Here is a 13490-nt window from a genome sequence, read left to right on the forward strand (position 1 = left end):
GAGTATTCTTTCTTACCTAATTGATTTACATTAAATATTTAAGACAAATTTACAATGCTGTTTTCTTCATAATATTCCTAGAAATTTATTGTGGCACCAAGAAGGAAATTAGTACCTGCTTGAGGATAATAACCTGCACCTTCTATGGTAGTTGTAGTGCCAGGAACGCTAAACGTATCGTCATAGGTATAGAAATAACCATTAGACACGTATTTGGCATTGAATACATTATTGACCAAACCAGATAAAACAATACTTTTTAAGAATCCATTACATGTTATGGTATACTGTAAATTCAAATCGCTTTGCGAATAGGCATCCAATATAGAATTATCAGAATCAATATTCCCCATATACTGCTTTCCTACATATTTGGACAAAAATGAAATGTTCAATTCATTGACAGGGTTATATGAAATAATATTTCCAAAAATGAAGTTAGGAGAAAAGGCAATGTTGGTCTTTCCAAGTTCTTGCAGTACTCCATCCCTTTCAAATACAAAATCTTGGTTCTTATTAGTACTTATTGCCACATTGGGTTTTACTAACAGTTTTTCCCCTAATCCTATATTGGCATCTATTTCTAATCCTAAACGATAACTCTCCCCTACATTTTCACGTAATGGGGCGCCAACATCGTTTAACTCACCGGTCAAAACCAATTGGTCCCTATAATTCATATAATAAACGTTAGTGTTGAATTGAACATCTTCAGATATATAACGCCACCCCAATTCAAAATCATTTAAACGTTCCGGTTTTGGATTTCCACTCTCATAATCATTTCTATTAGGCTCCCTATTGGCCACTGCATATGATAAATAAAAATTATTGTTCTTATTAAGATCAAAGATTATCCCTGCCTTTGGATTAAAAAAGTTGAAGGTATCGTCAACCAAACCGGTATCCTCACCATTAGCCTCATAACCAACAGTTCTATATTGCACATCTCCATATAGTGACCATTGCTCGTTTAATTGATAATTTGCCTTTGTATATAGATTAAAATCTGTTTTAGCGGAACTATCATCATAATAACGGTCTTGGTAATTACTATTACTGGCATATCTAGCCCAGATAACCTCACCAAAATGATCGCCTTCGTATTTATTTAGACCACCACCTATTATTAAATCTAACTTTTCTTTCTTGTAATTCGCAGAAAAAACCGTTCCATAGAAATCATTATCCAACCAACGTCTTCTTATGATATCCGTTTCGGTGATTTCCTCGCCATTGACGGTTATAGGCTCAAAACCATAGGTTGCAAAATCATCATCTTCCTTATATTGTTCAAAGTAACCCCTACCCCTTGTATAGTGCAATGCTAAATTAGTACTCCACTCATTGGAAATCTGCTCGTTCCATAATAATTGCGCATGGTCTTGTTTGTAATTATCTACTTCATTATCATGAAATTGAGTGTTTCCGTTTTCATCGGTATATATACCTGAAGGATTAAAGGTTCTATCTTCCTTTAAGGTTTCGGCATCTATACCGTACCAAGCTTGGTACGTAATTTCATGACCACCAAAAAGCAGTGCTTTGACCAAGGTATTATCATCCTTATAGGCTCCCTGCAAAAAATAGGAGTCTAAATCTGATCTGGCCCTATCGATATAACCGTCCGAGTTAATTTTTGATAGTCGTCCTGAAATTTCAACCTGGTCATTCAACATACCTGTACTAAACTTCAAGTTGTTCCTAAGTGTATTGTAGCTCCCGACAGATGTAGAGATTTGACCATAGGCTTCTTGAGAAAAGCCATCGGTCAATACATTTAAACTTGCCCCAAAAGCGCCGGCACCGTTGGTAGAAGTACCAACACCACGCTGTAATTGCAAACTTTCCGTAGAAGAGGCAAAATCTGGCATATTAACCCAAAAGGTCCCTTGAGATTCTGCATCATTATAAGGAACGCCGTTAATGGTAACATTGACCCTGGTGGCATCACTACCCCTAACACGTATACCGGTATAACCTACACCGGCACCTGCATCTGTTGTAGTAACCACTGAGGGTAAAAAATTCATTAGTACAGGAATATCCTGCCCTAAATTCCTAGGTTTAATTTCTTCCTTGGTCAAATTTGAAAAAGTTACCGGAGACGATTTGGTTACCCTTAGGGCAGATACAAAGACCTCATCTAAAACAACCTTACTACCTTGTAAAGAATCTATTTCCTGCTCTTGAGCCAGTAAGCCCGAGTTAAAAGTAAAAAATGCGACAATTGTAAAAATAACTGGTTTCATCCGTATATATTCTACGAATAAAAGGGGCTATTATTCTAAAGTTCCTATTGATTTTTGTTGTCTAAATTTTAGTTTTTGACAACGTTTGCACCTAATGGCGATCATCGCCTCCCTTGGCAGCATTACCAGCCCAGGTTCTTTGGGTATAATCTCAGCTTTGGGCCAACATTTGTCAGCTTTGGGCACCCCTTTGAGATGATACAAATGTAGTACCATAATTTCATCTCTCATAACATAATCATGAAAAATAATGCCTTCATAATTAACACCAATTTAAAACTACGGATGAGCGTTTAAACGTACATTCAAGGAGGATTTAATTTATTTACATGGACACCAAGAAAAATAATTTCACCATAAAAATCACTTTAAGTTATTTATTGCTTGTCCTATTGGCCATTATAGCATCATATTATATATATAATGAGGTCAACGCATATATTGCTACTGAAACTACCACAGAAAAGGACAACAAACTCTTAAGGACCAACTCTTTTCTAGCCCAACTATATGAAGCAGAAAGCTTGTCAAAACTTGCCATACAGACCAGAAGCAAATCTAACTTTACGGCATACCAAAACAAAATAGATTCCATATACACGGATATTGAGGCGCTTAAACTTTTGACCGAAAACACATATCAAAAAGGTCTATTGGATAGTCTACATTCATTGTTACGAAAAAAAGCAACCAACATCAATGCCCTTAGAACCCTAAAAATTAATGATCAAACGAGTTCAGCCATTGACTCCGCATTAAAGGAGTTCGATAAACTTGAGGAATCCTTAGGAATTATAAAACCAGAAAGTTTGGCACCCAACATAGATGAACTATCCCCAAAAGCCCAAAGCGCCATTAAAAAAGTAGCGGACTATCTTAACGCCAATATACCACAGAAAGAAAACCCCCAATTAAAAGCTCAACGTATGGATAGTGTACTTACTATGTCCAAAAATCTTCTAAAAGACGTTCAGCAGGAAAACAACAATACCGAAAATTCCTTGGCAATGCGAGAAAACTCCATTAATAGGACCGATATGGAACTTACCCAGCAATTGCGAAGCATACTGTCCTCCTTTGAGCATGAAATTACTATGAACAGTTTGGCCAATTCCATTAAAAAGGAAACGTTATTGAACAGAAGTATAAAATTGGCCGTTATTGCGGCGATACTAGGTTTTTTGGTGGTTGGCGTATTCATCTTTATCCTGAACCGCGATTTTTGGAAAGTGAACTTGCTAAGGGAAAAACTGGAGAAGGAAAAACAGCTTTCAGAATCCTTGTTAAAAAGTAGGGAACAACTTATAGCGACCGTAAGCCATGATCTAAGAACACCCCTTAATACCATTTCTGGGTATACCCAACTCATTGAAACATCTAAAACCATAGACAAAGAACATTTGAACCATATTAAATCTGCCACCGGATATGTCAACAATCTTGTGAACGACCTATTGGATTTCTCACAATTGGAGGCCGGAAAAATGGTTGCCAAAAACAATACTTTTCTCGTGGACCAACTGCTGCGGGAAAGTGCTACCAACATTGCTACACAGTATTCTCAAAAAAACATTGATCTCATTCTCAACCTGGACTCATCTTTAGCGAAACCAATAGTTTTAGATGATTTTAGGTTAAGGCAGATTCTATCTAACCTATTGGGAAATGCCTTCAAATTTACGGAACAGGGTAAAATAACCTTATCTGCTTTCATTAAACAGATAAAAAATGAACCCGTATTGTACATTATCATAGAAGATACGGGTATTGGGATATCCAAAGAACAGCAAAAGCTTATTTTTAAGGAATTTACACAGGCCGGCACTACTACCAATAAAAAACATGAAGGCTATGGATTGGGCCTTACCATTACCAAAAAACTTACGGAACTACTGAACGGAAAAATTATTTTGGAAAGTGAAATTGGGAGTGGCAGCAAGTTTACTTTAAAAATACCTACACAACTTGGTGTATTAAATACCGTACCACAGTCTGGCAGCAATAAAAAGAAACGTATTAATAGTGCTCTAGTAATCGATGATGACCCTTCATTTTTACAACTAATTGGAGAGATGATGAAATCCGCACACATTAACACCCGTTTATATACCAATTTTAATACATACGACACAGCCGTCAATTTTCATTATGATGTTGTCTTGACCGATATTGAAATGCCCAACGCCACAGGTTATGATGTAGTCACTAAACTGCGATCACCATTATTTCCTAACCATACCGATCAGCCCATTATTGCAATGACCGGAAGGAACGACCTAAGCGTTGAACATTTTAAGAATAAAGGATTTGATGAACTGTTGCGCAAACCATTCTCTAAAACAGAATTGCTGCAAAAACTAAAGCTATTTGGCCCCATAACCTTTACAGAAAAAGTGAATACCACAGCTCCTATACAAACTAAGGTCAAAGAAGGTCCATTTACCTTTGATACCCTAAAAATGTTCATTGGAAACGATGAAGCGGCGCTTAACGAAATTCTTTCAACTTTTTTAAAAGATACAGAAGAGAATTCTAAAAATCTGACTGCTGCCGTTGACGCTTTGAATATTACTGAAATTAACAAAACGGCCCATAAAATGCTTCCTATGTTCCGCCAATTGAATGCCAAAAAAGTAGTAGATGTTCTAGAACAATTTGAGCGCTTAAAACGCAAGGAACTTACTGCTCAACAAATAAAGGAAAAACATCTTGCGGTAAAACAAAATATCAACGTTATTATTAAGGCCATATCGGTTTAGCTAAGCGTAGTGCGGAGGCAATGAAACTTTTCGTTTCCGTCTGCGCACGAAGCTAAAACCATAAGATTTAACGACTTTATAAATATACACAGCCCATTAGTTTCAGCCCTAAAGTCCGCATTACGTTTAGGTTTTGTTACAACAAGTTGCAACGGATTCGAGTAAGCACGTTCTGATTCAATTCCGACTGAACAAACTTGCTCGGAAGTCCATTCAGATTTCCTATTCTAAAGGTAAAGGTCAATCCAAAAGTTTTGAGCCCGATGAGTTATTGATATAGAGTATCAAATCATAATCTCCGCTTATATCTGTCTCGTAAAATTCACTTTTCATCTTCATAGATCCTACTTGCCTAAAGTCCATTTTTTCCAAAAGCCATTTGGCATGCATTGGTTTTTCTTCTTTAATTCTACGGAGATCAATAATAAATATTGGAACATCAATAGATTCGAAAAATTTTTCAAAAGTACCATTATAAGGTGCCTGTGCCTGATAAGTGGTTAGTCCATTTTCCCCCATTGCAGTATAGGTACCCCTACTAAATGCAAAACCTACCGCCACATAATCATTCGTCAAACTATCGGATAGATAATTTCCCATGCCGTGCATCGTTCTCTGTATATGAGCATTATGTGCCCATATTGCTATTTTCGAATCTTGATTTTGGGATTTTATCCATAATAGATTTTCTGCCATAAATTTATCCCGTGAGAATACAGTTTTATCTATATATTGCTCAATGACCCTAATATTTTGGTATAGCCATGCCGTCCTATCCTTGGTAAGACCTAATTTTTCAATTACATTCCTCACATGTTCTAATTTTTTCACGATAGTATCTTTATCGTCTTGGGAAACAGCACCCATCCTTGAACCTTGATGTTTTGCTGAAGTTTTATCCAATATCCGTTTAATGGATGTCAAATCTTCCAATATAGTATTATGATCTTTAAATGCTTTTTCCAACTCCTCTACCGATAAATTATAATATTGTATATCAAATCCCGTGAATTGAATTTTTTGTGTGGTAGCGTTGTGCAACTTCATCCATTTCACCATATTCAATACTTCCTGGGTGCTCCAAGTCCAAAAATGCATGCCTTTAATCAATTCCGTTGGGTTTCCCTTTCCATGCATAGTGTAGTCATTGAGCTTATATGCTTCAGGCATATTGGCCTCCATGGAAAAAATTTCGAAATCTTTTTTCTCAGCTAAGTATTTGACCAATCGATGCTTTATCTGGAATATTTCACTCGATCCATGGGTAACCTCTCCGAGCGCTACAACCTGGGCATCTCCTATTAGAGAACCGAAAACTTCAAGATCTACATCGGATTTCGTACTAGGGTCATAAGTTGATAATGGGTAAACATTTTTTTTTAGCCATGCCAGTTCGTCAGTTGTGAGTTCGGTTGATCTAGGTTGTAAATCGTTAAATGTTTTTCCGTCGATCAGAATTTTAAAATTATCAAACCAAGCTACTCCGTTACCCAGCAATAAGCCCCCAAAGGTGATTTCTTTAGCCTTCTCGTCAACACTCATCATTAGCGAGACTTCCTGCCATTCATTCGTACCTTTTAATCCATTGTTCTCCATATTATCAAATGCCAGAACCCCATCCTGTCCATCTACTTTCCACCAAAGACCGGCATATCCGTTATTTATTGATTCGGTTTTTACATGACCTCTAAGCTCTATCTTTCTGCCTTTTGCATAAGCGACAGGAAAACTTGCGGTAAAAACTCCAGATTGATTTTCCTTAGGATTATTGCTTATTATTTTTAAACTTCTATTAGACTCATGTTTTTCGTTGCCATCCCAATTAAAAATATAACCAGAACTTGTAGTATACCACCACTTCTTAGGTGTTTCAGAGCCTCGCAATTCAAATTCAAATCCAAGATTAAGAAATTCTTGTGAAAATGATTTGCCGGTTAAACAAACAAAAATTAATAGAATTGTTGTTCTCATAATCTATTATTATAGTTAAAACCTATCGTTTATTAGAACTCCTAATTTTTAACAATCCAATTTTGAATTCAATTCACTTTCGGTTTCATTTTTGGAGCTATTTGTTGTAACATTACGCTTGGATTAAAGCACATCCAAATCATAATAATTTATACGGTTGTACAATGTTTTTCGGGTAACCTGCAATAATTTGGCCGCCTTGGACTTGTTGTAATTTGTTTTTTTTAAGGCATTTATTATCTGTTCCTTTTCAAAATCTGCTTTTGATAATGCTCCAAAATCTTTGGGAACATCCTTTTTTTCAAGTAACTCCGCAGGCAAAGTATGTATTTCTATTGTGTTTTCCGTTGATAATAAAACGGCCCGTTGAATTACATTTTGCAATTCACGTATATTACCTGGCCAAGTGTATGTATTGAAAACATTCCAAACCTCAGGGGAAAAATCGGCCACTTGCTTGCCTAATTTTCCATTGAACTTTTCTAAAAAATAAGTTGCAAAAGCCTTTAAATCTCCATGTCTATCCTTAAGTGCGGGTATTTGCAAAGAAAATTCATTTAGCCTATGATATAGATCTTCCCTAAATGTACCCTTCTCTACCGCAGCCTTTAAATCTTCATTGGTGGCAGAGAGAATTCTAACATCTACATTAATTTCCTTGTTACTACCAATTCTTTTGATTTTACGCTCCTGCAAAGCCCTTAGCAATTGCATTTGGTTTTCGTAAGAAAGATTACCTACCTCATCTAAAAAGAGGGTTCCACCATTGGCCGCTTCAAAACTTCCTATTTTATCTGCTATGGCTCCTGTAAAACTACCTTTTAAATGACCAAAAAATTCACTGGATGCCAATTCCTTGGGTATGGCTCCACAATCCAAAGCAACAAATGGCTGCTCTTTTCGCAAGCTTTTTTCATGAATGGCCTTGGCGGTCACCTCCTTACCTGTACCGCTTTCTCCAATGATGAGAACGGACATATCCGTTGGCGCTACCAACGAAATATATTCTTCCAGTTTCTGCGTGGCATCACTCACAAGTAATAGCCCCGTAGTTTTATCTGATGATACCCCTTGTTGTGCCCGTTGCACTTGTAATTCTTTTTCCTGATTCTTATCAGCACTTTTTACCTTAGGTTCTAAAGGCTTGACATGTAAAGCTCCATCGATAACGGCCAACATTTGATCGGGCGTAAAGGGTTTGGAGATATAGTCATAAGCACCCATTTTCATAGCCTTGACCGCAGAGGCCACTTCTGCATAACCGGTCATGACAATTATAGGTATCTTTCCCTGTAATGCCGATACCAAATCCAAGCCATCATAATTGGGCAACCTAAGGTCAGTAATGACCAATTGTAAATTTCCTTCTTTTATTTTATTCTCGGCATCGGCACCTGTATGACTAACCAAAACCTCAAAATTGTTTCTGATCAAAAACTTTTGAAGCATTTGGGCAAAAGCAGCATCATCTTCATTTATAAGGATTCTGGCCATAGTTGTTTACGTGTTCTAAAGTATCTACGTAAAAATACCATATGCCAGCTATTTGTATTTTAAAATTATCTTAAACATTTTAATTCTATTTTCCATAAAAAAAGGTAAGAGTAGTATATGACCTACTCTTACCCGACCAAACCAACTTGTATATACAAGTTACACTTAAATTACACTTAAAATTTACATGTCCAGCCAATTACCATCCTCATCTGCATATACTGTTCCTTGAGTACCATCCTCTAATGAAAGGACTAATTTATACTGCTTTTCCTCATTGGTAAATGCCTTATCCAAATTTGCCGTTGGAAAATTTGTGGAAATGGCATCCATTACGGCTTGGGGAACCTGTGAAACTGAAATTTCCGTGAAATCATTGGCCGTAACCATTATTTCCTTTACTTCATTATGTACGATTCCTGATTGAGAAAATAAAGCATCTTGTGCATTTGCCGTAAACCCTCCTAGAGTTATTGCTCCTAATAAAAATAATGTCTTCATCTTAATCTATTTTAAATTAATAATCATTCTGTTATCTATACTTAAGTAATAAATATGCCAAAGAATCATACATCCGATAAAGCACTGAAAATTAGGTGTTTATGGTTATACATAGATTTTATAAGTTGGGTAATATTGGTAAACCAAGTATAGAGTGGGTAAACTTTACACACCCTTAATGAAGAAATTGGAGAGACGTATACCTATTAAAAAAAAAGGAGTTGCAAATGCAACTCCTTAAAACCACCTATCAAACTTTACTTTTAAAATTTTAAATCAACTCCTTTATTAATTTTGCATCAAATCAAACAAGACTTAGTCAACCTCGGGGAATATTTTAAAATTCAATTAATTCTGGTGGCACCTTCATAGTTAACGGTTAGTGTTTACGCGAAAGTGATTTTTTTAATTTTTACCGTTCCCAACATATTTTTGAAATTACCGCTACTGTTAATATCGTAATCGCCATTGTTATCGAAATAAAAATTATAGTGACCATTTGTTCATAATTCTGCTACACTTATTTAGACACCACTTTTTTAAACAGGTCACATTTAAAATAAAAAAAACTGCAGATTGCAGTTTTTTTTTGATCTTAATGACCAAACAAGTTTATTTTTTATTTATCCAATTGCCATATTGGTCAATATAAACAGTCCTTCTTGTACCGCTCTTCAAAACCATGACCAATTTAAATTCACCACTATTATTTTTATAGGCGGCACCAAGTTTTGATGTTGGATATTGTTTTAAAATTTCCTCTATTACCGGAGGAGTAAGTTCACTTGACTTAATTTTGACATATTCATCAGTATTATTGATGACAATTTTATTATTTGCTATTTCAGAAACGTTCATGGCAGAAACATTACACATAATGCCTATTGCCATTAAAGAAAGTAACACACTCTTTTTCATCCTAAATATTTTAATCATTAAAAAATTTATCTCTCTACTTATCTACGGTCTAAATGTAGGAATGGATTACAGCTCTAGTTTTTTTACTTATTACAACTAATAAAAGCTGCCTAGGCAGCTTTTACATAAACAACTTAATATTTGGGGGAATTTACATATTCAACCAATTTCCATCTTCATCGGCAAATAATTCTACCATGGTACCATCTTCATTGGTTACCTCTAACTTATATGTCTTGTTTTCATCTACATAAGCCTTATTTACGACTGCTCCCGCATAATCTTCTTTCAATGCCTGGATAACCGGAGACGGAACTTCTGATACCGCTATCTCCTGAAAATCCTGTTGCATGACTTCTTCCATGATACCATCATGAAAAATTATGGGTGTTGCCGCCGTTCCTATTGATATACTACCTATTGCCAATGCTGTGGCCAAAACTATTTTTCTCATCTGTATTGCTTTTAAATTAAACATTCTTACTATACCTACTTAGAATAATTATGCCAAAAAAGAACATGACCAGATAAGTTGCTTAATTAATTGATTATTATATGGTTACCGAACAATAAATCAAAATCAATACTGTGTAAAATTGTATCCAAATAAAAAAGTGTGTAGAAACTACACACTTTTCAAATTTCATAATAAGTTAGTGTTAAACCTGATGCGACTCCTTTAATAAATCTACAACACTCTTAACAGGATTAAAGGTCACCAAAGGAACCTCAACAAAAATAGTATTCCAAAATGCCATTGCTCCGTTCCATAATCCTGGTAATTCCAAAGCTTTCAGCTCCTTACCGTCTTTGGTCTTCCTCGTAATAAAACCCTGTTTATCATCAACGAATTTGAGCAAATTATACTTTTCCCCTTTAAAATTTCTTACTCCGCACACTAAATCCACAGGATTAAAATGTGTTGAGTTCTTCATAATATCCGCTTGTTGATTATCGTCCATATTTATCTGTGCGGATTCTATAATCTGTAATGAAACTTCACCATTGGCATTGGTCACCCAAAAAGGCCCACCACCAGGTTCGCCTTCATTTTTAACCATACCGGCTATACGTATTGGCCTATTGATCTTGTCTCTCAATACTGCAATCTGTTCATTCATGGAAATTGTTGAAAAATCTTCATTGAACCTAACATTAAGTTCATCCCTTAAAAAAGAACTGATTTCCTCAATTTCATTTTCCGTTAGTTGCCTTTCTTCTATTTGTTTGGCATATTCAAACGCCTTTTCCTGTACTTTCAATAACGTTCCGGCCAAAACCTTTTTACTATCGGCCACTTCTTTGGCATCTTTCATAACGGTTACATTATCTATGTTTTTAATAAAAATAATATCCGCATCCTGATCATTTAAATTTTCTATCAATGCACCGTGACCGCCCGGCCTAAAAAGTACCGTGCCATCTGGATTTCTAAAAGGTTTGTTCTCCATATCAACGGCCAACGTATCCGTAGACGATTTTTGAAATGAATAGTCAATCTCATATTGTAATCCGGTATCGTTAGATACTCTAGGACCTACTTTTGCAAACTCTTCCTTAAACATTTCCTCATGTTGGCCAGATACCGTAAAATGTAATTTTGCCTTACCATTGGCACCTGCATAAAGAGCGCCTTCCTTTAAATGCTCTTCAAAAGGAGTGGCCGTAGTACCGTTGTAATTATGAAAAGGCAATAAACCTTTAGGATAAAAACCATAATTCAATGCATTTTCACCTAAAAGCTCTGTTACAAAATGATAAACAACTTCACCTTCTGTTCCATTTTTATTGGGCAATCTGCTGATTACCAAATCATAAAAAGGCAAGCGTTCCATGCCTTCAGAAAAAATCTTGATATCCTTATCACCTGTTCTCCCCAGATAATCTTTAAGCGTTTCCTTAGCTGGATCGTAAACATCCAAAAAATTGAACAAAGCCTTGAACATTCTAGAAGCAGCCCCAGAAGCCGGTACAAATTTCAAAACCTCCAAATTGGTCAATTTGTGCTCGTATAACTTGATCAGCTCATTCTCTTCGGATGGGCTGAATTTTAAGATTCCATTTCCAATTATGGCCGCATTGCGAAGATTAACAAAGGGGATACCCTCTTTAAAGGTATTGATCTGTTCCATTACCTTTTCCTTGGCAATACCTTTTTCCTTCAATTGTTTTTCGTCGTTCTCTGTAAATTGTATCATGTATTTAATAACTGGTCTATATGGTTAATGGCTTTTTCCAATCTGGTTTTCTTGTCACCCTTCAAGGTAATAAAATTTTTACCGTATTTTTCCAAGGTTTCCTTAAAATAGGAAAACATTTCTGTGCGTTCATTTGGTTTGTCCCGTAGATCGTCCGCCTCCCATGGTATATCAATATAGGTCAGCAGATACAGGTCATAGGAATTCTCCAAGGCGTACTTTTCAAGGATAGGGTCACAATCACCAATATAATATGCCTCCGAATATACTTTTGTTTCCAAAAGATCAGTGTCGCAAATCAAAATATTAGTTGCTTTTTTGGTCAGTTCGTTTTCCAGCCTCATTTGGCCTGCTGCTATAGGTAGCAAATCATGAGGCTCACAGGTCTTGCGTTCATTGTTCCATTTATCCTGTAAATATTCCCTGGCATATTCCGGGACCCATACCGTATGGTAATGCCTGGCCAACTGCTCTGATAATGTTGTTTTTCCCGTAGACTCGGGCCCAAAAAGAACAACCTTTAAGATATTGGACGGCTGCTGTTTATATTTTTCTTCCATGCATTATAACCATATATGGCCAGTATTGTAAAGATTAAATACTGAAAACTAGTGAATGTAAAACCTTTATAAAAATATAATGGTACGGATATTATATCTCCAATAATCCAATATATCCAATTTTCTACTTTTCTCTTTGCCATTAACCACATTCCCACAAAAAAGATTGCTGTTGTTATCGTATCTACATAAGCGGTCCAACTATTCCATTTATCAAAAACTTGATACACCATATAAACAAATACAATGGTTGTCAGGAAAATAAGTAATGAGATTATATGCTCTCTTTTGGTAACGGTAGTAATAGGGGTAACATGGGTCTCATCTATCTTTCTAGTCCATATATACCAACCATATAAACTCATTATAAAGTAATAGACATTGATAAGCATATCTCCCAATAACCCCCATTTTAATAATAAATAGACGAAAATTGATGTGCTTAACAATCCGGTAGGATATACCCAAATGTTGTTTTGTTTGGAAAACCAAACTGACAGTAAGCCAAAAATTACGGCAGTGATTTCAAGTATTATATCTATAGTGTCATACGTACTGTACTGCCCAAAAAAATAATCAAAAATGGGGCTCATAGTTACTTCTATCAGATTTTACAATTTTCATGAACAGAAGTCCACGGTCCATTAAATTGAATGCAATTTTAATTTCTTGGTTCAATACTTCCATAACTTTTTCATAAGATCCATAGACCTGTGTGCTCAGCGGGTTTTCCAAAATGGTCAATCCAGATTGCCTTAACTTCTGTATGAATTGAATGATATGTTCCTCAAAATCGTCCTGTAGGGGTGAAAAAGTTAATTCTACTGAAATTTCCAT

Annotated in this window: 11 protein-coding genes; 1 reads left to right on the top strand and 10 read right to left on the bottom strand. The window is 35.8% G+C overall.

What is annotated here, in order from left to right; all coding sequences use genetic code 11:
* Window positions 1–77: 77 nt before the first annotated feature.
* Entirely contained in the window at window positions 78–2252 is a 2175-nt protein-coding gene (locus JM81_RS10020; RefSeq protein ID WP_144802944.1) for a TonB-dependent receptor, read from the bottom strand.
* A 329-nt stretch (window positions 2253–2581) separates the two neighbouring features.
* On the opposite strand from JM81_RS10020, the gene JM81_RS10025 reads away from it, so the two are divergent.
* Window positions 2582–5011, top strand: coding sequence for a hybrid sensor histidine kinase/response regulator (locus tag JM81_RS10025; protein ID WP_144802948.1), 2430 nt, complete (start codon window positions 2582–2584; stop codon window positions 5009–5011).
* A 240-nt stretch (window positions 5012–5251) separates the two neighbouring features.
* Here JM81_RS10025 and JM81_RS10030 read toward each other — a convergent pair whose 3' ends face one another.
* The 9 genes from JM81_RS10030 to JM81_RS10070 form a co-directional block, all read right to left on the bottom strand.
* Entirely contained in the window at window positions 5252–6982 is a 1731-nt protein-coding gene (locus JM81_RS10030; RefSeq protein WP_144802951.1) for an erythromycin esterase family protein, read from the bottom strand.
* A 123-nt stretch (window positions 6983–7105) separates the two neighbouring features.
* Window positions 7106–8476 carry a sigma-54-dependent transcriptional regulator gene (locus JM81_RS10035; protein ID WP_144802954.1) on the bottom strand — a complete coding sequence of 457 codons (1371 nt, stop codon included), beginning with the start codon at window positions 8474–8476 and terminating at the stop codon, window positions 7106–7108.
* A 183-nt stretch (window positions 8477–8659) separates the two neighbouring features.
* Complete coding sequence (locus tag JM81_RS10040) at window positions 8660–8977, bottom strand: hypothetical protein (RefSeq protein WP_089260894.1); 318 nt, start codon at window positions 8975–8977, stop codon at window positions 8660–8662.
* Between the two features lie 612 nt (window positions 8978–9589).
* Complete coding sequence (locus tag JM81_RS10045) at window positions 9590–9895, bottom strand: hypothetical protein (protein WP_144802957.1); 306 nt, start codon at window positions 9893–9895, stop codon at window positions 9590–9592.
* A gap of 151 nt (window positions 9896–10046) precedes the next feature.
* Window positions 10047–10349, bottom strand: a complete 303-nt coding sequence (locus JM81_RS10050) for a hypothetical protein (RefSeq protein WP_144802961.1) — start codon at window positions 10347–10349, stop codon at window positions 10047–10049.
* Between the two features lie 205 nt (window positions 10350–10554).
* Window positions 10555–12093 carry a DUF4301 family protein gene (locus JM81_RS10055; RefSeq protein ID WP_144802964.1) on the bottom strand — a complete coding sequence of 513 codons (1539 nt, stop codon included), beginning with the start codon at window positions 12091–12093 and terminating at the stop codon, window positions 10555–10557.
* The gene (locus JM81_RS10060) at window positions 12090–12653 is read right to left on the bottom strand and encodes an AAA family ATPase (protein WP_144802967.1); all 564 of its coding nucleotides are present in this window, start codon (window positions 12651–12653) and stop codon (window positions 12090–12092) included. Before JM81_RS10060 ends, JM81_RS10055 begins: the two co-directional genes overlap by 4 nt.
* On the bottom strand, window positions 12614–13246 hold the full coding sequence (gene pnuC, locus JM81_RS10065; RefSeq protein WP_089260898.1) for a nicotinamide riboside transporter PnuC: 633 nt from the start codon (window positions 13244–13246) through the stop codon (window positions 12614–12616). Before pnuC ends, JM81_RS10060 begins: the two co-directional genes overlap by 40 nt.
* Entirely contained in the window at window positions 13230–13490 is a 261-nt protein-coding gene (locus JM81_RS10070) for a thiamine-binding protein (RefSeq protein WP_144802970.1), read from the bottom strand. The genes pnuC and JM81_RS10070 overlap by 17 nt, the downstream gene beginning before the upstream one ends.

It is taken from the genome of Maribacter sp. MAR_2009_72 (assembly GCF_007827235.1).
In the GTDB taxonomy this organism is placed as follows: Bacteria; Bacteroidota; Bacteroidia; order Flavobacteriales; family Flavobacteriaceae; genus Maribacter; species Maribacter sedimenticola.

Bases quoted from the DNA above. Each gene is read 5' to 3' on its own strand.
- JM81_RS10020 (WP_144802944.1), bottom strand. From the start codon at position 2,252: ATGAAACCAGTTATTTTTACAATTGTCGCATTTTTTACTTTTAACTCG.
- JM81_RS10025 (WP_144802948.1), top strand. From the start codon at position 2,582: ATGGACACCAAGAAAAATAATTTCACCATAAAAATCACTTTAAGTTAT.
- JM81_RS10030 (WP_144802951.1), bottom strand. From the start codon at position 6,982: ATGAGAACAACAATTCTATTAATTTTTGTTTGTTTAACCGGCAAATCA.
- JM81_RS10035 (WP_144802954.1), bottom strand. From the start codon at position 8,476: ATGGCCAGAATCCTTATAAATGAAGATGATGCTGCTTTTGCCCAAATG.
- JM81_RS10040 (WP_089260894.1), bottom strand. From the start codon at position 8,977: ATGAAGACATTATTTTTATTAGGAGCAATAACTCTAGGAGGGTTTACG.
- JM81_RS10045 (WP_144802957.1), bottom strand. From the start codon at position 9,895: ATGAAAAAGAGTGTGTTACTTTCTTTAATGGCAATAGGCATTATGTGT.
- JM81_RS10050 (WP_144802961.1), bottom strand. From the start codon at position 10,349: ATGAGAAAAATAGTTTTGGCCACAGCATTGGCAATAGGTAGTATATCA.
- JM81_RS10055 (WP_144802964.1), bottom strand. From the start codon at position 12,093: ATGATACAATTTACAGAGAACGACGAAAAACAATTGAAGGAAAAAGGT.
- JM81_RS10060 (WP_144802967.1), bottom strand. From the start codon at position 12,653: ATGGAAGAAAAATATAAACAGCAGCCGTCCAATATCTTAAAGGTTGTT.
- pnuC (WP_089260898.1), bottom strand. From the start codon at position 13,246: ATGAGCCCCATTTTTGATTATTTTTTTGGGCAGTACAGTACGTATGAC.
- JM81_RS10070 (WP_144802970.1), bottom strand. From the start codon at position 13,490: ATGGAAATTTCAGTAGAATTAACTTTTTCACCCCTACAGGACGATTTT.